18 protein-coding genes and 5 tRNA genes are annotated in these 23,445 nt (G+C 46.2%); all 23 read right to left on the bottom strand.

What is annotated here, in order from left to right; all coding sequences use genetic code 11:
• Positions 1-42 precede the first annotated feature (42 nt).
• Positions 43-1,650 (bottom strand): AbgT family transporter, encoded by a 1,608-nt coding sequence (locus CWE08_RS01995; protein WP_126765097.1) that lies wholly within the window; start codon positions 1,648-1,650, stop codon positions 43-45.
• An 11-nt stretch (positions 1,651-1,661) separates the two neighbouring features.
• Entirely contained in the window at positions 1,662-2,591 is a 930-nt protein-coding gene (locus tag CWE08_RS12375) for a PepSY domain-containing protein (protein ID WP_126765095.1), read from the bottom strand.
• Positions 2,579-3,316: a PepSY domain-containing protein gene (locus CWE08_RS12370; RefSeq protein WP_126765093.1), complete on the bottom strand. Its 738-nt coding sequence runs from the start codon at positions 3,314-3,316 to the stop codon at positions 2,579-2,581. Before CWE08_RS12370 ends, CWE08_RS12375 begins: the two co-directional genes overlap by 13 nt.
• A gap of 143 nt (positions 3,317-3,459) precedes the next feature.
• Positions 3,460-4,644, bottom strand: a complete 1,185-nt coding sequence (gene tuf, locus CWE08_RS01980; protein ID WP_126765069.1) for an elongation factor Tu — start codon at positions 4,642-4,644, stop codon at positions 3,460-3,462.
• A gap of 63 nt (positions 4,645-4,707) precedes the next feature.
• The gene (fusA, locus tag CWE08_RS01975) at positions 4,708-6,843 is read right to left on the bottom strand and encodes an elongation factor G (RefSeq protein ID WP_126765091.1); all 2,136 of its coding nucleotides are present in this window, start codon (positions 6,841-6,843) and stop codon (positions 4,708-4,710) included.
• Between the two features lie 37 nt (positions 6,844-6,880).
• On the bottom strand, positions 6,881-7,351 hold the full coding sequence (gene rpsG, locus CWE08_RS01970; RefSeq protein WP_126765089.1) for a 30S ribosomal protein S7: 471 nt from the start codon (positions 7,349-7,351) through the stop codon (positions 6,881-6,883).
• Positions 7,352-7,430: 79 nt separating this feature from the next.
• Positions 7,431-7,805: a 30S ribosomal protein S12 gene (gene rpsL / locus CWE08_RS01965; RefSeq protein ID WP_007420308.1), complete on the bottom strand. Its 375-nt coding sequence runs from the start codon at positions 7,803-7,805 to the stop codon at positions 7,431-7,433.
• A gap of 309 nt (positions 7,806-8,114) precedes the next feature.
• Positions 8,115-12,341 (bottom strand): DNA-directed RNA polymerase subunit beta', encoded by a 4,227-nt coding sequence (rpoC, locus tag CWE08_RS01960; RefSeq protein WP_126765087.1) that lies wholly within the window; start codon positions 12,339-12,341, stop codon positions 8,115-8,117.
• Positions 12,342-12,431: 90 nt separating this feature from the next.
• On the bottom strand, positions 12,432-16,460 hold the full coding sequence (gene rpoB, locus CWE08_RS01955; RefSeq protein WP_126765086.1) for a DNA-directed RNA polymerase subunit beta: 4,029 nt from the start codon (positions 16,458-16,460) through the stop codon (positions 12,432-12,434).
• Positions 16,461-16,672: 212 nt separating this feature from the next.
• Complete coding sequence (rplL, locus tag CWE08_RS01950) at positions 16,673-17,047, bottom strand: 50S ribosomal protein L7/L12 (RefSeq protein WP_126765084.1); 375 nt, start codon at positions 17,045-17,047, stop codon at positions 16,673-16,675.
• A gap of 50 nt (positions 17,048-17,097) precedes the next feature.
• Positions 17,098-17,616: a 50S ribosomal protein L10 gene (gene rplJ / locus CWE08_RS01945; RefSeq protein ID WP_126765082.1), complete on the bottom strand. Its 519-nt coding sequence runs from the start codon at positions 17,614-17,616 to the stop codon at positions 17,098-17,100.
• A 328-nt stretch (positions 17,617-17,944) separates the two neighbouring features.
• Positions 17,945-18,646 carry a 50S ribosomal protein L1 gene (rplA, locus tag CWE08_RS01940; RefSeq protein WP_126765080.1) on the bottom strand — a complete coding sequence of 234 codons (702 nt, stop codon included), beginning with the start codon at positions 18,644-18,646 and terminating at the stop codon, positions 17,945-17,947.
• 5 nt (positions 18,647-18,651) lie between these two features.
• Entirely contained in the window at positions 18,652-19,080 is a 429-nt protein-coding gene (gene rplK, locus CWE08_RS01935) for a 50S ribosomal protein L11 (protein WP_126765078.1), read from the bottom strand.
• Positions 19,081-19,194: 114 nt separating this feature from the next.
• Positions 19,195-19,740: a transcription termination/antitermination protein NusG gene (gene nusG / locus CWE08_RS01930; protein ID WP_126765077.1), complete on the bottom strand. Its 546-nt coding sequence runs from the start codon at positions 19,738-19,740 to the stop codon at positions 19,195-19,197.
• A gap of 12 nt (positions 19,741-19,752) precedes the next feature.
• Positions 19,753-20,130: a preprotein translocase subunit SecE gene (gene secE / locus CWE08_RS01925; protein ID WP_126765075.1), complete on the bottom strand. Its 378-nt coding sequence runs from the start codon at positions 20,128-20,130 to the stop codon at positions 19,753-19,755.
• Positions 20,131-20,163: 33 nt separating this feature from the next.
• Positions 20,164-20,240, bottom strand: a tRNA-Trp gene (locus CWE08_RS01920).
• 126 nt (positions 20,241-20,366) lie between these two features.
• A complete protein-coding gene (locus tag CWE08_RS01915; protein WP_126765073.1) occupies positions 20,367-21,119 on the bottom strand; it encodes a glycerophosphodiester phosphodiesterase in 753 nt (250 codons plus the stop codon).
• Between the two features lie 10 nt (positions 21,120-21,129).
• Positions 21,130-21,426: a hypothetical protein gene (locus tag CWE08_RS01910; RefSeq protein ID WP_126765071.1), complete on the bottom strand. Its 297-nt coding sequence runs from the start codon at positions 21,424-21,426 to the stop codon at positions 21,130-21,132.
• A gap of 176 nt (positions 21,427-21,602) precedes the next feature.
• Entirely contained in the window at positions 21,603-22,787 is a 1,185-nt protein-coding gene (gene tuf / locus CWE08_RS01905) for an elongation factor Tu (RefSeq protein ID WP_126765069.1), read from the bottom strand.
• Positions 22,788-22,898: 111 nt separating this feature from the next.
• Positions 22,899-22,974: transfer RNA gene (locus CWE08_RS01900), tRNA-Thr, on the bottom strand.
• 15 nt (positions 22,975-22,989) lie between these two features.
• Positions 22,990-23,064, bottom strand: a tRNA-Gly gene (locus tag CWE08_RS01895).
• 39 nt (positions 23,065-23,103) lie between these two features.
• Positions 23,104-23,188 (bottom strand) — tRNA-Tyr (locus CWE08_RS01890).
• A 19-nt stretch (positions 23,189-23,207) separates the two neighbouring features.
• Positions 23,208-23,283, bottom strand: a tRNA-Thr gene (locus CWE08_RS01885).
• Positions 23,284-23,445 lie beyond the last annotated feature (162 nt).

Genomic DNA, 23,445 nt, shown 5'->3' with positions numbered 1-23,445 from the left:
AGCACCACTTTCACAACGCGTTCTAATTTCTGCTACTCCGGTTTAACCACCTAATGAATAATAAGTGGCGGCTCCAGGGCCTACGGGTAGGCCGAACAAAAACACCCAGATATAGAATAAAATCACCCAGCCTACTAAGAAAATCATGGAGTATGGCAGCATGATTGAAATGAGTGTGCCGATACCAATATCCTTTTTATACCGCGCGGCCACCGCTAATATCAAGCCAAAATAGCTCATCATTGGCGTGATAATGTTAGTTACCGAATCGCCGATGCGGTATGCAGCCTGAACAAGTTCAGGTGCGAAACCGATTAACATCAGCATAGGCACAAAAATAGGCGCTGTTATGGCCCATTGGGCCGAGGCAGACCCGAGCATGAGGTTCACGAATGCACACATCAAAATAAAGAATACGAATACAAGAGGCCCGGTTAAATTGATGGTTTCTAAGAAAGCTGCACCGTTAATTGCTAAAATTGTGCCGAAGTTTGTCCAACCAAAGAAAGCCACGAATTGTGCGGCAAAAAATACCAACACAATATATAAGCCCATGCTGCTCATGGTTTTCGACATGGCATCAATCACATCACGGTCGTTCCGCATGCTCTTCGTTACATAACCATAAACGAAGCCCGGTATGGCGAAAGTAACGAAAATAAATACTACGATGCCATTCAAGAACGGTGAGCGGGCAATGCCGCCGGTTTCTTGATTTCGCAAAATACCCCATTCGGGCACAATAGTAATAGCGAGCAAAACAATTAACCCAAGGAAGGTTAACCCAGCAAATGCAAGGCCGCGCTTCTCGCTACTGTTCAGTTTCTCCATTTTAACTGAGCCGTCGTCTTCATACTCTTCGTCGCGCTCGCTTGGGTTATATTTCCCGAGCTTAGGCTCAACGATTTTTTCAGTTACAAAAGCGCCCATCGCGGCAATCAAGAAGGTGCTCACAGCCATGAAGTAGTAGTTCATTTCTGGACCCACGATATAATCTGGGTCGATAAGTTGCGCCGCTTCGGTGGTAAAGCCGGCTAGTAGTGGATCAACCGTGCCTATGAAAAGGTTGGCACTGTAACCTGCAGATACACCGGCGAACGCGGCGGCTAAACCTGCTAACGGATGGCGCCCCAATGAATGGAAGATCATTGCCGCTAATGGCACCAACACAACGTAACCTAACTCCGAGGCAGTATTGGAAATAACGCCCGCAAACACCACTACAATGGTTACCATGCGGGGCGAGGCGCCCATCACCATGCCGCGCATCATCGCTGAAAGCATACCGGAACGTTCGGCAACACCAACACCCAAGATAGCCACGAGAACAACACCTAATGGCGGAAAGTTAGTAAAATTCGTAACCAGGTTAGATACAATCCAGCGAACACCTTCGCCGCTCATAAGGCTGTTAACCGTGATCATAACGCCTTCATTCCCGGGGCGCGGATCCGCGGCGCTCACGCCGAAAAATGCCGCAATACCACTGGCAAGAACGATAAATATGGCAAAGAGCGCAAACAATGTGATGGGGTGAGGAAGTAAGTTACCGAGCCATTCAACGGTATCTAGAAAACGAGTAAACCAACCACGCTGCTCAATACTATTTGGGCTATTCTGCTTATTCTGCTTGTTATTTGCAGCGGACATGCCGTTCTCCTTTAACTCTTCGGTTCTGCTTTCGCTGGTTGATTATCAGTTTCTGGCTCAGATGCGCTTGCTTCTCTAGGAATCTGCTTTGAGCGTAGCGCGTTATTGTACGGTAAACTGGCGCGTGCAACAAATGCGCCTTGCCACCAAACTCGCAGCAACATCATGATCCCCGTTAGAACGAACCAAACACTCACTAAGCCGGTAGTTATAATCAATAGGTTATTAAAATTTCTGTGGCCACTATAATCCATGAAATGCAGGCGATACATCCAATCGGCTATTTCCCACGGATCGTTTCTGTGTCCGAGTACTATTCCACTTGCTTGGTCGATAAATACTTTGGTATTTAACTTATCGGCAAAGTGCACTTCAAAGCCGGGGCCAGCCCAACTTGGAAATGCATCACTGCGGGGAATATCTTTAATGCCGTTGAACATGCCAGAGCCGGTATAGGAATCAACCGCTAACCGCTGAGCCGTAATGGCAGATGTGTGCCAGCGGTGTCCGGTTTCGCCATCAAACCATGCAACCGCGTTGCCATAAATATTGCGAGTTTGCGGGTGGGTTTCATGCCCTCGCTCAAGCGCCGGCACATACTCGGCTTCCAATCTGGGTATGCCATCAATCAAGGTAATAGAAACCGACCGAACATCACCTAAACGCGCGAGGTGAATATCAGGTGTAGCATAGTTACTCATGCCCGCCAAAGGTGCTGCCGGTAATGTATGATAATACTGGTTCGCGGTAAGGGCCTCACGACCCTGCCAACTGAAATAAAAACCGCTAATAGTCCAAATAATAATTTGAACGAACAAAATGAGCCCGGCTCTTCGGTGCAAACTGCTAATCACCGACATAGCGAAGCTTCTTTGCAACCAGGTTCGTTGCGTTGATTCGGTTAACCCAGAGGCGCGCGAAAACGGATTCAATCGCCCCATAATCGCCTCCAAGGCCTAACGAGAAGCTTCTGCACGAGCAAAGTGATTCCGGAAATCGCAATGAGTAGTGTCATGATTGAGAAGAACTGCAACCACCATTTGGTGATATCTGAGCGTTCATCGTAATCCATAATATGCAGCATCCACATAAAATCGAAAACTCGCCAAGAATTGTGTCGTTTTGTTAGTAAATCGCCGGTATCGCGGCCAAGGTAGAGAGTTGTGCCGCGATTGTCGGCAAATTCTACCCGCCAAGCCGGCAAATGCTGAATGCTCAGTTCCCTAGGCGCTTCTTCACTGAGTAGTGAAACTTCTGCAATATCCGCCCCGGGATTTGAGCTCGGGGCATTGTAAAATCGTACCGCAAGCGCGCGAATATCTTCCTCTTCCGGCGAGATAACCGACAGTGTTTCTGCATTCAACAAATAGCTGCCAGCGTTATCACTTACTACAAAGGCATGCTGAAAGACCCCTGAAAGATAACGGTTTACCAATCGCACTTCAGTGATATTCGGGAACGAGAAGCTTAGCTCGGGAATTTTATCCAGCAGCTGAAAATTTGAAATAGGCTGATCTGCCTGCTTAACCAAGTGATCGCCGTGAATATAAGGCAGCTGCATGATAACCATTGCGGCACCGGTGATGCTCCAAATGATTAATTGAATACCGAAAAGTAAGGTTAACCAACGATGAATTTTTCGATTTTTTAAGGCCTTGAAGCGCATATTAGACTTATAGTTATGGTGTTATGCGGAGGATTATTTTTAACATGAAGGAGAAAGAAATGATAGCTTGGCTTTGCATTCGCCCAATAAAAAAGGCGCCCGTAGGCGCCTTCTAGCAAGATGTTAACTTAATTCAGTTAGAATTAGTCAAGAATCTTCGATACTACACCAGCGCCTACGGTACGGCCGCCTTCACGGATAGCGAAGCGTAAGCCGTCGTCCATCGCGATTGGTGCAATCAATTCAACTACGAATTTGATGTTGTCACCAGGCATTACCATTTCTACGCCTTCTGGTAGCTCTACAGCACCCGTTACGTCTGTTGTACGGAAGTAGAACTGTGGACGATAGCCTTTAAAGAATGGCGTATGACGGCCACCTTCTTCTTTGCTCAACACGTACACTTCAGCTTCAAACTTAGTGTGTGGCGTGATTGAACCTGGCTTCGCTAATACTTGGCCACGTTGAATATCTTCACGCTTAGTACCACGTAACAACGCACCAATGTTCTCACCTGCACGACCTTCGTCAAGCAACTTACGGAACATTTCTACACCTGTTACTGTAGTTTTCGTGGTGTCTTTCAAACCAACGATAGCTACTTCATCACCAGTGTTTACAATACCGCGCTCTACACGACCGGTTACTACTGTACCACGGCCTGAGATTGAGAATACGTCTTCGATTGGCATCAAGAATGGCTTATCGATATCACGCTCTGGCTCTGGGATGTAGTTATCTAACGCTTCTGCTAGCTCTAGAATCTTCTGTTCCCACTGCTCTTCGCCTTCCAACGCTTTTAGCGCTGAACCTTGAATTACTGGTAAATCGTCGCCTGGGAAATCGTACTCTGAAAGAAGTTCACGAACTTCCATCTCTACCAATTCCAACAACTCTTCGTCGTCTACCATGTCGCACTTGTTCATGAATACTACGATGAACGGTACGCCTACCTGACGTGACAACAAGATGTGCTCACGTGTTTGTGGCATTGGGCCATCAGTAGAAGCGACTACTAAGATAGCGCCGTCCATTTGCGCAGCACCAGTGATCATGTTTTTCACATAATCCGCGTGACCTGGGCAATCTACGTGTGCGTAGTGACGAGTTGGCGTATCGTATTCTACGTGTGAAGTAGAGATGGTGATACCACGCGCTTTTTCTTCTGGCGCGTTATCAATCTGTGCGAAATCACGAGCAGAACCACCGTAGTGCTTCGCTAATACTGATGTAATCGCTGCCGTAAGAGTAGTTTTACCGTGGTCAACGTGACCGATAGTGCCTACGTTTACGTGCGGCTTAGAACGTTCAAACTTTGCTTTAGCCATTGCTATATTCCTTAATAAAAGTTAGAAGCCCGACTCGCATGAGCCGGGACAAGAACTCAACTATTAATCTTTAGTGTTGCGCGCAGCGATTACTGCTTCTGCAACGTTGTTCGGAGCTTCTTGATACTTCAAGAATTCCATCGCATATGATGCGCGACCCTGAGTTTGTGAACGCAGGTCAGTTGCGTAGCCGAACATTTCAGCTAGTGGCACTAACGCACGAACCTGCTTCAAAGCACCTGGAGCATCGTCCATACCTTCGATCATACCGCGACGACGGTTCAAATCACCAACTACGTCACCCATGAAGTCTTCTGGTGTTACAACTTCAACCTGCATGATTGGTTCTAGCAGGGCAGGCTTCGCTTGCAGGGCACCTTTCTTAAAGCCCATGCTACCAGCGATTTTAAACGCCATTTCGTTAGAGTCAACGTCATGGAATGAACCATCGTATAAAGTAACTTTTACGCCAAGTACTGGGAAGCCAGCGAGAACACCGTTCTGCATCTGCTCTTGACAGCCCTTGTCTACTGCTGGGATGTATTCCTTAGGAACAACACCACCAACGATTTCGTTAACGAATTCGTAGGTTGCAGCTTCATCACCTTCTTCAGTATCACCTTGGTCAAGACTTAGTGGTTCCATACGCAACCAAACATGACCGTACTGACCGCGACCACCAGATTGACGTACGAATTTACCTTCGACTTCAACTTTCTGACGGATAGTTTCACGATAAGCAACCTGAGGTTTACCAACGTTACACTCAACTTTAAACTCACGCTTCATCCGGTCAACGATGATATCCAAGTGTAGTTCACCCATACCTGAAATAATCGTTTGGCCTGATTCTTCGTCAGTTTTAACACGGAAAGATGGATCTTCTGCTGCTAGTTTACCTAGTGCAATACCCATCTTCTCTTGGTCGGCCTTTGTTTTTGGCTCAACCGCTACAGAGATTACTGGCTCAGGGAATTCCATCCGCTCTAGAATTACGATCCGATCGTGTGAACACAAAGTGTCACCCGTGGTTACGTCTTTCAATCCGATCGCTGCTGCGATATCACCGGCGCGAACTTCTTTCAATTCCTGGCGGTCGTTAGCATGCATTTGCACGATACGGCCGAAACGCTCTTTCTTCATTTTTACAGAGTTGTATACAGAATCACCTGTATTAACAACACCAGAATAAACGCGGAAGAACGTTAGTGTTCCTACGAACGGGTCAGTTGCGATTTTGAATGCTAATGCTGCAAACGGCTCATCGTCGTCTGATTTACATCTAACTTCAGTTTCATCTTCCAAGATGCCGTTGATATCTTTTACTTCAGTTGGCGAAGGAAGATATTCAATTACCGCATCAAGCACTGCCTGAACGCCTTTGTTTTTGAACGCAGAACCACAGAATACTGGCACAATTTCGTTGGCAAGAGTACGAGTACGAAGACCGAATTTAACTTCTTCTTCGGTTAACTCACCTTCTTCCAAGTATTTGTTCATCAGTTCATCATTGGCTTCAGCAGCTGCTTCAACAAGTTCGTTGTGCAACTCTTCTGCTTCATCAACTAAATCTTCTGGAATCTCACCGTAAGTGAAGCTCAAACCTTGGTCGGCTTCATTCCAGTGAATTGCCTTCATTTTTACTAAATCCACAACGCCTTTGAAATCTTCTTCAGCGCCGATAGGAAGTTGTAATGGAACGGCTACCGCTGCCAAGCGAGTTTTCACTTGTTTCACAACATTAATGAAATCAGCACCCATACGGTCCATTTTGTTAACAAATATCATGCGTGGAACTTCATATTTGTTAGCTTGGCGCCATACAGTTTCTGTTTGTGGTTGCACACCTGAAGAGGCACACAGTACCACAACAGCACCATCTAGTACGCGCAATGAACGTTCTACTTCAACGGTGAAGTCAACGTGTCCTGGAGTATCGATGATGTTGATACGGTGCTCAGGGAACTGCTTATCCATACCGGCCCAGAAACTTGTTACAGCAGCTGAAGTAATGGTAATACCACGCTCCTGTTCCTGTTCCATCCAGTCTGTCGTTGCTGCGCCATCATGCACTTCACCAAGTTTGTGTGACAAACCGGTGTAAAAAAGTACACGTTCGGTGGTGGTTGTTTTACCAGCGTCTACGTGAGCAACGATACCGATATTACGATAGCGTTCGATCGATGTTTTTCTTGCCACAATTGCTTCCTCTTAAATTAGAGTTGAGAGCGTGTAATTACCAGCGGTAGTGAGCGAATGCTTTGTTCGCTTCAGCCATACGGTGTACGTCTTCACGCTTCTTCACAGCAGAACCTTTGTTCTGAGAAGCATCTAGCATTTCACCAGCTAGACGTTGAGCCATAGATTTTTCACCACGACCACGTGACGCATCAACCATCCAGCGCATTGCTAGGGTGTTACGACGAACAGGGCGAACTTCAACTGGTACCTGGTAAGTAGAACCACCAACGCGACGAGATTTAACCTCTACCGCAGGGCGAATATTATCAAGTGCATCTTCAAACACTGACATGTGATCTTTACCAGCTTTATCCGCAACGATGCTTAATGCACCGTAAACGATTTTTTCAGCGACTGATTTTTTACCATCAACCATGACAACGTTGATGAATTTTGCCAACAACTCTGATCCGAACTTAGGATCCGGCAGGATTTTACGTTGACCGACGACGCGTCTTCTAGGCATAGGAATTCTCCGATATCTTCAGGGGTTACCCAAAACTTACAAATTTATTTAGTTTGGCCTTACTTACAACGGAGAACCGTTAAGATTTAGGCCGCTTCACGCCGTATTTAGAACGGCCTTGTTTACGATTGTTTACGCCTGCACAGTCAAGTGCGCCGCGTACGGTGTGATAACGCACACCTGGCAAGTCTTTTACACGACCGCCACGAATCAAAATAACACTGTGCTCTTGCAAGTTATGGCCTTCACCACCGATGTATGAAGTTACTTCATAGCCGTTGGTTAAACGCACACGACATACTTTACGCAATGCTGAGTTAGGTTTTTTAGGGGTAGTAGTATATACGCGAGTACATACACCACGCTTTTGTGGACAAGCTTGCAGAGCCGGTACGCTACTCTTTTCAACCGGCTTCTTGCGGCCTTTCCGCACTAATTGGTTTACTGTTGCCATGGTTTCTCCAAATTATACATTTTACAACAAGGCGAAACGCCCGCGTGGCCATAGCCACCCAAGCGCACTGCCTATTTTTATGGTATCAGTCGCTAAATCCGCACCATAAAAAAGGTTGAATCCCCGAAATAGGGAGGCCGAATTTTATAGGTTATAAATTACCCTGTCAACCAGAACACTCACTGGATGCGGCGGTTGGGTATTGTAAGGAAAAATAAATGCGTTAGCCAACTTCCGCATGATTTACTCATAACAAAAAGCCCGGCACATGGCCGGGCTTTTAAAAGTTACGCTAACTGCTAATTCAGTTTACTCTGAATCTGAAGAATCCGCGTTATCTGAACCTTCGTTCAATGCTTCGCTTAATGCAGCTTCCGCATCGGCAGCAGTTACTGTAGGTACTGCGAACATTTCACGGCGTTTACGCTGCCGTTCTTGATGATAAGCAAAACCTGTACCTGCCGGGATCAAACGACCCACGATTACGTTTTCTTTCAGGCCGCGCAAAGGATCTTCTTTGCCCTGCACTGCAGCTTCCGTAAGCACCCGCGTTGTTTCTTGGAACGAAGCCGCTGAGATAAACGATTCCGTTGAAAGCGATGCTTTCGTGATACCAAGTAACTGACGATCATAAGTTGCCGGCATTTTGCCTGCTTCTTCGAGCGCACGGTTCACTTCGATAACTTTCGAGAACTCAGCTTGCTCACCTTCAAGCAACTCAGATTCACCTGGGTTCATAATAATTACTTTACGCAACATCTGGCGAACAATAACTTCGATGTGCTTATCGTTAATTTTTACACCCTGGAGGCGGTAAACTTCTTGCACTTCATTCACGATGTAATTCGCTACTGCTGATACACCACGTAAGCGCAAGATGTCCTGCGGCGCTTCAGGGCCATCGGCGATAACTTCACCACGGGTTACCTGTTCACCTTCGAACACGTTCAGTTGACGCCACTTCGGAATCATCTCTTCGTAATGATCGCCACCATCTAATGGTGTAATCATTAAGCGGCGCTTGCCTTTGGTTTCTTTGCCGAATGATACCGTACCGGTAACTTCTGCAAGAATCGCTGGCTCTTTTGGCTTCCGCGCTTCGAACAAATCGGCAACGCGTGGCAAACCACCCGTGATATCCCGAGTTTTCGAACCTTCTTGCGGAATTCGCGCTACTGTGTCACCGATACCTACTGTTGAACCATCGTTCAAGCTTACAATCGCGTTACCTGGTAAGAAGTATTGTGCTGGCATATCGGTACCAACGATGTTCACGTCGTTACCTTTGTCATCTACCAACTTCACCATTGGCCGCATGTCTTTACCAGCGCTTGTGCGTTGGCCAGTTTCAAGAATAACGGTGCTGGTTAGGCCGGTTAGTTCGTCTGTTTGCGTGGTGATAGTTACACCATCAATCATATCAACGAACTTAATGTTACCCGCTACTTCGGTAATAATTGGATGCGTATGCGGATCCCAATTTGCTACCGTTTCGCCTGCCGCTACTTCTTCACCATCACGCTTCTTCAAGATTGCACCGTAAGGCACTTTATAACGCTCACGCTCGGCACCGAACTGATCAATCAAAGTAAGTTCAGCTGAACGCGAAGTGATAACCAAATGCTTATCACTGTTCTCTACACTTTTCGCGTTATGCAACTTCACGCGGCCAGGATTCTTCACCTGAATCGCATTGGCTGCTGAATCTCGAGACGCCGCACCACCGATGTGGAACGTACGCATGGTTAACTGTGTACCCGGCTCACCGATTGATTGAGCAGCGATAACACCTACTGATTCACCATCGTTTACTAGGTGTCCACGCGCCAAATCACGGCCGTAACAGTTCGAACACACACCATGAATTGAATCACAGGTGATAACAGAGCGAACTTTCACTTCATCAACTGAATGCTCTTCGAGTAAATCACACATCTTTTCATCAAGCAGCGTGTTGCGCGGAATAAGCACATTTTCTGAACCTGGCTGCACAACGTCATCGCATACAACACGGCCTAGCACTCGTTCACGCAACGGCTCTACTACATCACCACCTTCAATTAATGGCTTCACGATTAAACCTTCGTGCGTGCCACAATCGGTTTCGGTGATAACGAGGTCTTGTGCAACGTCTACTAAACGGCGTGTTAGGTAACCGGAGTTCGCAGTTTTCAGTGCGGTATCCGCCAAACCTTTACGCGCACCGTGAGTTGAGATGAAGTACTGAAGTACGTTCAAACCTTCACGGAAGTTAGCAACGATAGGGGTTTCGATGATTGAGCCATCTGGCTTTGCCATCAAACCACGCATACCCGCTAACTGACGAATCTGTGCGGGGGAACCCCGAGCGCCAGAATCGGCCATCATGTAAACAGAGTTAAACGATTGTTGTTCTTCCTGTTCACCTTTGGCATTCGTTACCATTTCTTTCGATAAGTTATCCATCATCGCTTTCGATACTTTCTCGTTCGCGGTGGACCAAATATCGATAACTTTGTTGTACTTCTCGCCTGCTGTTACCAAGCCTTGCTCGAACTGATCTTGAATTTCCGCAACTTGCTGATCAGCATCTTCGATGATTTCAGCTTTGGCTGTTGGGATTTCCATGTCGTTGATACCAACTGAAGAGCCTGAAACCATCGCAAAATGGAAACCGGTGTACATTAGTTGGTCGGCAAAGATAACGGTTGGCTTGAGGCCGCAATCACGATAAGTGCGGTTCAATAATCGAGATATCTGCTTTTTACCCATGTTCTGATTGATCGCTTCGAAAGGAATACCTTCTGGCAGGATCAACGAGAAGATTGCACGGCCGATAGTAGTATCAACAATCTTAACTTCTTCTGTTCGCTCACCTTCTTCGGTAAACAGAACTTCATTGATACGAACCTTAACGCGAGCATGCAGTTCTGCCGCACCGGTACGGTACGCTTTTTCTGCTTCTTTCGGGCTCTTCAATACCATGCCTTCACCACGCCCGTTCACTTTTTCACGGGTCATGTAGTAAACGCCCAATACAACGTCCTGTGAAGGAACGATGATTGGCTCACCACTTGCGGGCGATAGCACGTTATTGGTCGACATCATCAGTGCACGGGCTTCCATTTGCGCTTCTAGCGTTAATGGAACGTGCACAGCCATTTGGTCACCATCAAAGTCAGCGTTATAGGCCGCACACACTAGTGGGTGCAACTGAATAGCTTTACCTTCAATCAGTACCGGTTCGAACGCTTGAATACCCAAACGGTGCAATGTTGGTGCACGGTTAAGCAGTACAGGATGCTGACGAATCACTTCATCAAGGATATCCCAAACCTCTGGTAATTCGCGCTCTACCATTTTCTTGGCAGCTTTAATTGTTGTCGCAAAACCACGTGATTCTAGTTTGCCGTAAATGAATGGTTTGAATAATTCCAACGCCATTTTTTTCGGCAAACCACACTGGTGTAGGCGCAGTTTCGGACCAACAGTAATTACTGAACGGCCTGAGTAATCAACACGCTTACCAAGTAGGTTTTGACGGAAACGACCCTGCTTACCTTTGATCATATCAGCCAAAGATTTTAGAGGACGCTTATTAGAACCTGTGATCGCACGGCCACGACGACCGTTATCAAGAAGCGCATCAACAGCTTCTTGTAACATCCGTTTTTCGTTACGTACGATAATATCTGGTGCTGCTAGATCTAAAAGACGCTTCAAACGGTTGTTACGGTTGATTACTCGACGATATAAATCGTTCAAATCAGAAGTAGCAAAACGGCCACCATCAAGTGGTACCAACGGACGCAAATCTGGTGGTAACACCGGCAGAACTTTTAAGATCATCCACTCTGGTTTGTTACCAGATTGATGGAAGGATTCAAGCAGTTTCAAACGCTTGCTGATCTTCTTCCGTTTTGTTTCGGAATTCGTTTCTGGTAACTCTTCGCGCAACATTTTGATTTGAGCTTCCAAATCAATTTCTTTTAATAGGTGTAAAATTGCTTCTGCACCCATTTTTGCGTTGAATTCATCACCATGTTCTTCTAGGGCATCGAGGTATTCCTCTTCACCTAAAAGTGAACCTTCCTCTAGCGATGTCATGCCTGCATCGATGACAACATAAGATTCAAAATACAAAATGCGTTCGATATCACGTAACGTCATATCGAGCATCAAACCGATCCGGGACGGTAATGATTTCAAGAACCAAATGTGCGCAACTGGGCTTGCCAATTCGATGTGGCCCATACGCTCACGACGAACTTTGGTAAGCGTTACTTCAACGCCACATTTTTCACAAATAACGCCACGATGTTTCAAGCGCTTATATTTGCCACATAAACATTCGTAATCTTTTACTGGCCCGAAAATACGCGCACAGAAAAGGCCATCACGCTCTGGTTTGAACGTACGATAGTTAATGGTTTCTGGTTTCTTTACTTCACCAAATGACCAGCTCCGGATTTGGTCCGGCGATGCTAGTGCAATACGGATGCGATCAAATTCTTCGCTATCTTTTTGTGGCTTCAGAAACTTTAGTAAATCTTTCACGTTTCATCTCCTGTCGGAGTTAAGCTTGTCGAGGGAGTGAACCCTCGACTTCGCTGACTCTATGCCTATCGCTAAGCGAACACTTGCTGCTTATTCGTCTTCTAACTCGATGTTAATACCTAACGAGCGAATCTCTTTCAGCAACACGTTGAACGATTCAGGCATACCCGGATCCATTGCATGATTACCATCTACGATGTTTTTGTACATCTTAGTTCGGCCATTCACATCATCAGATTTAACCGTTAGCATTTCTTGTAGCGTATACGCGGCGCCGTATGCTTCGAGTGCCCACACTTCCATCTCACCGAAGCGCTGACCACCGAATTGAGCTTTACCGCCCAACGGCTGCTGAGTAACCAAGCTATAAGAGCCGGTTGAACGCGCATGCATCTTATCATCCACTAAGTGGTTGAGTTTCAGCATGTACATGTAGCCAACAGTTACCGGACGCTCAAAGGTATCGCCGGTACGGCCATCAAATAGTGTTACCTGACCTGACTCAGGTAAATCCGCCATTTTCAGCATCGCTTTGATTTCAGTTTCGATCGCACCGTCGAATACCGGTGAAGCCATCGGCAAACCTTTTTTCAGGTTTTCGGCTAATCGCATCACTTCGTCATCGCTAAATGTACTTAAATCAACGTCTTGACGGCCCTTGCCAATGTCGTAGGCTTTTTGAATAAATTCACGAAGCTCAGAGACTTTTTGCTGTGCTTCGATCATCTTCTCTATCTTACGACCTATACCACGAGCCGCAGCACCTAAGTGAGTTTCTAGAATCTGACCCACGTTCATTCGCGATGGAACACCTAACGGGTTCAATACGATATCAACAGCATCACCGTTTTCATCGTAAGGCATATCTTCAACCGGAACGATTGTTGAAATAACACCCTTGTTACCATGACGACCAGCCATCTTATCGCCTGGCTGAATACGGCGCTTAACGGCTAGATAAACTTTCACGATTTTTAGAACGCCAGGTTGTAAATCATCACCTTGAGTTATTTTCCGGCGTTTCTCATCGTAACGCTTATCGTAATCTTCGCGCAGTTCTTCATATTGCTGTGCAATTTGTTCTAGATCTTGCTGAGCTGATTCTTCTTTCAAGCTCTGCGTTAACCATCTGCTGCGGTCCATCGATGCCAGTTTCGATTCGTCAAAACCATTACCTAGCAATAAGCTACGAACGCGTGCAAACAAGCCTTCTTCTAGAATTTTAAACTCATCGGTAAGATCTTTCTTCACCTGAGCTAACTGCATGGCTTCGATATCAAGCGCACGCTTATCTTTTTCCACACCATCCCGAGTGAATACTTGCACGTCAATTACAGTACCGTTCACGCCGTTTGGTACGCGTAACGAGCTGTCTTTTACGTCCGAAGCTTTCTCACCGAAAATAGCACGGAGAAGTTTCTCTTCCGGTGTTAGCTGGGTTTCACCTTTCGGCGTTACTTTACCCACTAAGATATCACCGCCGTTTACTTCGGCACCGATATACACAACACCTGATTCATCAAGTTTACCGAGAGCTGATTCACCAACATTTGGGATATCAGAAGTAATTTCTTCTGCACCAAGTTTGGTATCACGAGCCACACAGTTTAATTCTTGGATATGAATCGTGGTTAAACGATCTTCTTGTACAACTCGCTCAGATACCAAGATTGAATCTTCAAAGTTGTAACCATTCCAAGGCATAAATGCCACGCGCATGTTCTGACCAAGTGCAAGTTCACCTAGATCCGTTGACGGCCCATCGGCTAGCACATCACCACGCATAACCGGCTCACCATCTTTTACGCATGGCTTCTGGTTAATACAGGTGTTTTGGTTTGAACGTGTGTATTTAGTTAAGTTGTAGATATCAATGCCGGCTTCACCAGCGATCAACTCTTCTTCATTAACCTTAACTACGATACGGCTGGCATCAACATAATCGATAACACCGCCCCGCTTAGCAACCACGGTTACGCCGGAATCTACCGCAACAGTGCGCTCAATACCGGTACCTACTAGTGGTTTATCTGCTCGCAATGTTGGCACAGCTTGACGTTGCATGTTCGAACCCATCAAAGCACGGTTAGCATCATCGTGCTCAAGGAATGGAATCATGCTCGCTGCGATCGATACGATCTGCTGCGGCGCAACATCCATGAATTGCACTTGTTCTTTCGAAGTCAGTGTAAATTCATTATTGAATCGGCTTGGTACCAGCTCTTCTTGAATTTCACCTTTTTCATTCAAAGTGATATTCGCCTGAGCGATGACATACTTGCCTTCTTCGATTGCTGAAAGATATTCAACATCATCGGTAACAACACCGTTTGCAACTTTCCGATATGGCGTTTCTAAGAAGCCATATTCGTTCGTGCGCGAGAAGGTTGCAAGTGAGTTAATTAGACCGATGTTCGGACCTTCAGGTGTTTCGATAGGACACAAACGACCGTAGTGCGTTGGGTGTACATCTCGAACTTCGAAGCCTGCTCGTTCACGAGTAAGACCACCTGGACCTAAAGCAGAGATACGACGTTTGTGCGTCACTTCTGACAATGGGTTGTTTTGGTCCATAAACTGAGATAATTGGCTCGAACCAAAGAATTCTTTCACCGCTGCCGAAATTGGCTTCGCGTTGATCAAATCTTGCGGCATGATGGCATCTAGATCACCTAAGCTTAGGCGTTCTTTTACAGCACGCTCAACGCGCACAAGGCCTACACGGAATTGGTTTTCAGCCATTTCACCCACAGAACGAATACGGCGGTTACCTAGGTGGTCGATATCATCAACAACATCTAAACCATTCCGAATTTCGATCAGTTTGCGCATTACCGCTACGATATCTTCGCGCGCTAGTGTGCCTTGGCCCGTAAGCTCTTCTCGCCCTAAACGACGATTAAACTTCATACGGCCTACAGTAGAGAGGTCATAGCGATCTTCTGAGAAGAACAAGTTCTCAAATAAGCCTTCTGCTGCTTCTTTAGTGGGCGGCTCGCCCGGACGCATCATGCGGTAAATCTCTACCAATGCTTCCAAACGGTTGCTGCTTGAATCAACACGCAAAGTTTCGCTGATGTACGGACCATGGTCTAAATCGTTTACGAATAGTGTTTCAAATTTCTTGAATCCTGCTTCACGCAATTTAGCCAATAGCTCTAGCGTAATGATGTCATTCGCTTTCGCAATAACTTCGCCAGTTTTCTTTACTACGTAATCTTTAGCAAGCACTTTGCCTACTAAGTAATCTACCGGCACTTCCATCTCTTTAATGTCGAGATCGGTAATTTGTTTGATGTGGCGCGCTGTTACTCGGCGAGCTTTCTCAACGATAACAGTGCCATCTGGTGCCTTAATATCGAATAACGCAGTTTCTCCGCGTAAACGATCTGGCACTACTGCCATGTAGATTTTATCGCGGCGAACTTCAAAGAAGCTGTTCTCAAAGAACATTTCTAAGATTTGCTCGTCGGTATAATCAAGTGCACGAAGGATGATCGTGGCTGGTAATTTACGACGGCGATCGATACGAACAAACACATTGTCCTTCGGATCGAATTCGAAGTCTAACCAAGAGCCACGGTAAGGAATAACCCGTGCATTATATAAAACTTTACCAGATGAATGCGTTTTACCACGATCGTGATCGTAGAATACGCCTGGTGAACGGTGTAGCTGAGAAACGATTACCCGCTCAGTACCATTAATTACAAAAGTACCGTTCTCTGTCATGAGCGGAATTTCGCCCATATACACTTCTTGCTCTTTGATTTGTTTAATCGTACCTGCAGGCGCGTCACGGTCATACATGACCAGACGTAATGTCACCCGCAAGGGAGCAGAATAAGTAACGCCACGAATCTGACATTCTTTTACATCAAATACCGGGTTACCAAGACGGTAACTGACATACTGCAATTCAGCATTGCCGGAATAACTGGCGATAGGGAATACAGAGCGGAAAGCCGCTTCTAATCCATATCCGCCTTCGGGATCGGCATCAATAAATTTCTTAAATGAATCGAGCTGAATAGAGAGCAGGTAAGGCACTTCAAGCACCTGAGGGCGCTTTCCAAAGTCCTTACGAATACGTTTTTTTTCAGAGTAGGAGTACGCCATGGGGTTCCTCAGCTAGCTGATTTCTGACCCTAGCCACCAAAGGAGTTTGGTAGCTGCCAACGAATTTCGTCACAATTCGTTCGCCTGTATTATCACTGTCGATATACCCACAAATACAGGAAAAATGGGTGTATCCTTTTTAGCGCAAAAAGCCTGGTGACAATTACGTCACCAGGCCAAAGCCTTATAGGCCCCGCTGAAGATCAAGAGTATTACTTGATCTCAACTTCTGCACCAGCTTCTTCAAGCTGCTTCTTCAGTTCTTCAGCGTCCGCTTTCGCGATGCCTTCTTTCACAGCTACTGGAGCTGATTCAACCAAAGCTTTCGCTTCTTTCAGGCCTAAACCTGTAGCTGAACGTACTGCTTTGATTGCGCCAACTTTATTAGAGCCTGCGCCTTTAAGCATTACAGTGAATTCAGTTTGTTCTTCTGCAGCTTCACCAGCGGCAGCAGGACCAGCAGCTACTGCAACAGCAGCAGATGCGTCAACACCGAATTTTTCTTCAGCAGCTTCGATCAACTCTACCAATTCCATAACTGGCATTTCAGCGATCGCGTTTAAGATATCTTCTTTAGTCAGAGCCATTTCTCTAAACTCCCGGGTTAAGGATTAAAAAATTAAATTTATTTTGTCGCTTATTTAGCGTCTTTGATTGCACCAAGCACACGGACAAATTTAGTAGGTACTTCATTGATAGTACGAACAAATTTGGTAACCGGAGCTTTGAAGGTGGCAAGCAATTTGGCCAATGCTTCGTCGCGTGTCGGAAGTGATGCTACTGCGTCCAATTTCTCTGGACCCATTAAACCATTACCGATAGACAATGCAGTAACTTTCAAATGCTTTGATGATTTCTGTGCATCTTTGAACAAGCGAGCAGCGCTGCCTGGTGCATCGATAGAGAAACCATATACCAAAGGACCTTTCAGTACAGATTCAATGTCTTCAAACTTCGTGCCTTCTAGAGCGCGCTTTGCAAGAGTGTTCCGAATAACTTTCAGATACACGCCTTGTTCGCGAGCTTGGCGGCGAAGTACGGTTAGTTCCGCAACTTCCATTCCACGATACTCAGCTACAGCGACGGATAGTGCTTCTGAAGCAACATCGTTAACTTCTTTAACGATTGCTTTTTTTGCTACTAAACCAAGTGCCACTAGCATCACCTCGTGTTAAGAGTTTCTAGCTTTCGCTTTCCACTCGTACGTTACAATTTGGCAGGTTTGTTTAAACTAAACGCCCCTACCGCTTTGTCACGGTGAATCTCTACCCAGAGAGTCTGAGTCGGATATCACCATCTGCGCTGGCTTTCAATGATTAAGCAAATACCTCTCGGCATTTGCGCCTGCGGTCTTGGATGAGAGCCACATCATTAAACAATGAGAGGCGACTCCAACCCTAAAACTGAAACAGATTTTAATAGTTGTTAGTATTTAAGTGTAAGCACTAAGTACCAACAACCTTTGAGCTATTAGCTTTCGCTAATTAGCTGCGCGCTTCTAGTGTAGATTGATCTACACGAACGCCCGCACCCATAGTGGTCGATAAGCTCACACGGCCAATGTAAGAACCCTTGGCGTTGGCTGGCTTGGCTTTTTTCAAAGCAACCAATAACGCTTCTAAGTTTTCTTTCAGTTTACCGTCTTCGAAATCTACGCGACCGATGGTGCAATGAATAATACCATTCTTATCGTTACGATAACGTACCTGACCGGCTTTTGCATTTTTAACTGCAGTTTCTACGTCTGGAGTTACCGTACCTGTTTTTGGGTTTGGCATTAGGCCACGAGGACCTAGAACTTGGCCAAGTTGGCCAACAACGCGCATTGCATCAGGAGATGCGATAACGACGTCGAAATTCATTTCGCCTTTCTTCACTTGCTCAGCGAGGTCTTCCATACCTACTAGTTCAGCACCAGCGGCTTTGGCTTTCTCAACATTTGCACCTGAAGTAAATACTGCTACTCGCACATCACGGCCAGTGCCGTTTGGTAGTACAGTTGCACCACGAACGTTTTGGTCTGATTTACGTGCGTCAATGCCTAGGTTCACTGCTACGTCAACGCTTTCAGTGAACTTTGCAGTTGCTAATTTTTTTAAAAGAGCAATTGCTTCATTAATATCGTAGTCACGGTTGCCATCAACTGCTTCACGGATGGTGCGCATACGTTTGGTTAAACGTGCCATGTCTATTACCCCTCTACCTTCAGGCCCATTGAACGAGCAGAACCTGCGATAGTACGTACAGCTGCTTCAAGGCTAGCTGCCGTTAAATCTGGCTCTTTGGTTTTTGCAATCTCTTCTAACTGAACGCGGGTAACAGTACCTACTTTCTCAGTGTTAGGACGGCCTGAACCACTCTTAATACCTGCTGCTTTTTTCAATAAGAACGCCGCAGGAGGAGTTTTAGTAATGAAGGTAAATGAACGATCTTCAAATACTGTAATTTCAACTGGAACTGGCGCGCCTTTTTCAAGCTCACCTGTAGAAGCGTTGAATGCTTTACAGAATTCCATGATGTTCACACCGTGTTGACCCAAAGCAGGACCAACTGGTGGTGACGGATTAGCCGCACCGGCTGCTACTTGCAGCTTGATGATGGCGGAAACTTTCTTAGCCATGATAAAACCTCTGTGTTAAGGGTTATGCGCCTCGTAAGCCAAGAGGAGACTTACTCAAACGGCTTCCCAAATGTAAAAAACGGAGGCGGATTGTATAGTAATCCGCCTACGTGATCAAGCCTTTTCGACTTGGCTGAAATCTAAATCAACCGGTGTTGAACGGCCGAAGATAGATACAGAAACCTTCATCCGATTCTTTTCGTAATCGACTTCTTCAACAGTGCCGTTGAAATCAGCAAACGGACCATCGTTAACGCGTACCATTTCGCCCGGTTCAAACAATGTTTTCGGACGTGGGCGATCTGCGTTTTCGGTTAAGCGATTCAAAATAGCATCAGCTTCTTTCTGAGAAATTGGCGCTGGCCGTTCTGCTGTACCGCCAATAAAGCCAAGTACGCGTGGCGTGCTTTTAACTAAGTGCCATGAATCTTCATCCATAGCCATCTCAACTAAAACATAGCCTGGAAAAAACTTCCGCTCAGCATTACGACGCTGTGAACCGCGCATTTCTACTACTTGCTCAGTTGGTACTAGAATCTGACCAAACTTCTCTTCCATGCCTTGAGTTTTAATATACTCAGCAAGGGTTTTTGCAACGCGGCCTTCGTAGCCTGAGAATGCTTGAACGACATACCAACGCTTTTTCTTTGGTTCGGTCATGATGCTAACTCCTTAAATGCGAATACCAGTTGCGAGGCCTACGACACGAACTAGAATGCCGTCTAAACCCCACAACAGCAAAGCTACTACCACTGTAGCGGCCAACACAATTAAGGTTGTTTGCGTAGCTTCTTTGCGGCTCGGCCACACTACTTTACGAACTTCAGTTCGGCTATCTTTTGCGAAACCCAAGAAAGTTGAACCTTTCTCAGTTTTTGCGGCAATAAAGCCTGCGATAACAACAATAATAACAACCGCTAATGCACGCAATGCTACGGACATATCGCCATACATGTTATTACCCACAACTGCAGCAACAAGCAGAGCTACTACAATAATCCACTTTACGATATCTAGTGAATTTCCTTGGTTTTCTGTATTTACACTCATTATATGCCGGACCCGCGTTGATTCAGCTGAAACTGGCAGGGGTGGAGGGATTCGAACCCCCAACCGTCGGTTTTGGAGACCGCTGTTCTACCAATTGGAACTACACCCCTAGAAATTGTTCTAAATTCCGATATTAATCAACCTTAAGCAAGTAAACGCAAGCTGGGAGGAAGATAGGCATCGGAATGGACGCGTCATTATACCGATCAAAGGCTTAAAAGCAAGCCATGAAGAAACTAAAAACTATCGCTTCTGGTGCTTTTTAATTTCTGTAGTTCGGGGGCATGGTTAGTGAGGATTTCATCAACACCAGCGGCTAAAGCCTGCTCGTGTTGCTCCGATGTTTCCGGAAGGTAGCCAATCACGTGCGCGCCCTGGGAATGAAAGCGCGCAACCATGGCTTCCGATAAAATCGGTACGCCTTTCAATCGCGGTGGCACGGCATAGTATTGGCCCTTTTGAATACCGCCAAGCTGGGGCACACCAAGCAATGCAGCCGTGCCGGCTCGATAACATGCCTTATCCCGAGCCAAACAAAATGCTCCGGACAAAACTTCGGTTAAGGTGCGTTGATGGCTATCTTGCCAAAGTAGATAACGAGATTGCTCAAGAAGAAAACGTTCAATTGCAGGGTCTTTACTGAGCTGTTGTAGGACCGTGACGGTGCGTTCAGCCTGTTCTGGCTTTATATCGAGTATCCACTGATAGCTTGAGAAATCCGCTAATAATTCATCAAAGAAGAGTAATGATTGGCCTTTTGCTAATCGATATTCCGCTAACTCTTTGCGGGTTAGTTCGTGAACACGCAGCGAAGAGCCAGCTACGCGGGCTAAATCCGCATCATGGCAAAGCACAATATGGCCGTCACGGCTACAGCGCAAATCTGTTTCCAGATGCTCAAAACCTAAATCAATAGCTGCGGCAAAAGCCTCTGCGGTGTTTTCTGTTGCCCGCTCAGTGTAACCGCGATGGCTAATCCAAGTGGTCATGGGTTATCCCTCACTTATTTTTCTCGTCAGGGCTCTTCTCGTTAGTGCTTTTCTCATTAGTGCTTTTTTCGCTCGCTTCCTCACCGGCGCCCTTCTTTTCATTAGTTGCCGAAGCAAACGCCGGCATGAGTGCAACGCCTAGAGCAAATCCAATAGCAATACCGACACCCATGCTATCTAGCGCAACACCAAGTGCCACTCCTAAAACTAAGCCAATTGGTAACGCCTGTTCTAAACCTGAGGAAGTATCTTTGTTTTGGTCTGGCTTAGGTTTATCCGATTGTGCTCGAGCTTTTTCTTGGTCCATTCCTCTTCACCCTAAACGCAATGAATAAGTTATCAGCTTAGCCTAACTTTATTGCTAGCAGCAAATTTTGGGTACACCTGCATTGCTTGCTAGATCGCTGATTAATACCGGGGCAAGATATGAAAAAGGCGCCCGTAGGCGCCTTCTTGCAAGATGTTAACTTAATTCAGTTAGAATTAGTCAAGAATCTTCGATACTACACCAGCGCCTACAGTACGGCCGCCTTCACGGATAGCGAAGCGTAAGCCGTCGTCCATCGCGATTGGTGCAATCAATTCAACTACGAATTTGATGTTGTCACCAGGCATTACCATTTCTACGCCTTCTGGTAGCTCTACAGCACCCGTTACGTCTGTTGTACGGAAGTAGAACTGTGGACGATAGCCTTTAAAGAACGGCGTATGACGGCCACCTTCTTCTTTGCTCAACACGTACACTTCAGCTTCAAACTTAGTGTGTGGCGTGATTGAACCTGGCTTCGCTAATACTTGGCCACGTTGAATATCTTCACGCTTAGTACCACGTAACAACGCACCAATGTTCTCACCTGCACGACCTTCGTCAAGCAACTTACGGAACATTTCTACACCTGTTACTGTAGTTTTCGTGGTGTCTTTCAAACCAACGATAGCTACTTCATCACCAGTGTTTACAATACCGCGCTCTACACGACCGGTTACTACTGTACCACGGCCTGAGATTGAGAATACGTCTTCGATTGGCATCAAGAATGGCTTATCGATATCACGCTCTGGCTCTGGGATGTAGTTATCTAACGCTTCTGCTAGCTCTAGAATCTTCTGTTCCCACTGCTCTTCGCCTTCCAACGCTTTTAGCGCTGAACCTTGAATTACTGGTAAATCGTCGCCTGGGAAATCGTACTCTGAAAGAAGTTCACGAACTTCCATCTCTACCAATTCCAACAACTCTTCGTCGTCTACCATGTCGCACTTGTTCATGAATACTACGATGAACGGTACGCCTACCTGACGTGACAACAAGATGTGCTCACGTGTTTGTGGCATTGGGCCATCAGTAGAAGCGACTACTAAGATAGCGCCGTCCATTTGCGCAGCACCAGTGATCATGTTTTTCACATAATCCGCGTGACCTGGGCAATCTACGTGGGCGTAGTGACGAGTTGGCGTATCGTATTCTACGTGTGAAGTAGAGATGGTGATACCACGCGCTTTTTCTTCTGGCGCGTTATCGATCTGTGCGAAATCACGAGCAGAACCACCGTAGTGTTTCGCTAGGACAGATGTAATGGCCGCAGTCAGAGTAGTTTTACCGTGGTCAACGTGACCGATAGTACCTACGTTTACGTGCGGCTTAGAACGTTCAAACTTTGCTTTAGCCATAACAGCCTCTCTTTCGAAACGCGCGGCGGGCAATGCTCGCCAGTGCTTCATGATGTTTAAATGAAATTATATTTTAACGATTAGGGGAGGTAACTGAAACTGCGAATCAACTGGTGCTGATAGGCGGATTTGAACCGCCGACCTCACCCTTACCAAGGGTGCGCTCTACCGACTGAGCTATATCAGCAACACAAATTTGATATGGAGCGGGTGGCGGGAATCGAACCCGCGTCATCAGCTTGGAAGGCTGAGGTAATAGCCATTATACGACACCCGCAATCAGATTCAGGGCTACCTCGGACCTAATCAGAAAAAGTGGTGGAGGGGGCAGGATTCGAACCTGCGAAGGCTGAGCCGTCAGATTTACAGTCTGATCCCTTTGACCGCTCGGGAACCCCTCCACGTATCTTTTCTAAAAAATGGTGCCGGCAGAGAGAGTCGAACTCCCGACCTACTGATTACAAGTCAGTTGCTCTACCAGCTGAGCTATGCCGGCGCCACCGTTTAGGTGGAGCGCATTCTAGGGGATTGGTTAGGGTCTTGCAACCACCTATGCGCATTTTTTTTGTTTTTTTTATCTGATTGCTTAATTTTTAATGCATCAGCGTAAAAAAACAGCTTATTTCGTGCGTTCTTCATACAAAGGGCAGTAACTTAA

The organism is Aliidiomarina iranensis (genome assembly GCF_003987135.1).
In the GTDB taxonomy this organism is placed as follows: Bacteria; Pseudomonadota; Gammaproteobacteria; order Enterobacterales; family Alteromonadaceae; genus Aliidiomarina; species Aliidiomarina iranensis.
The sequence above is the reverse complement of the archived record's forward strand: the minus strand, read 5'-3'. Positions and strand labels throughout refer to the sequence as shown.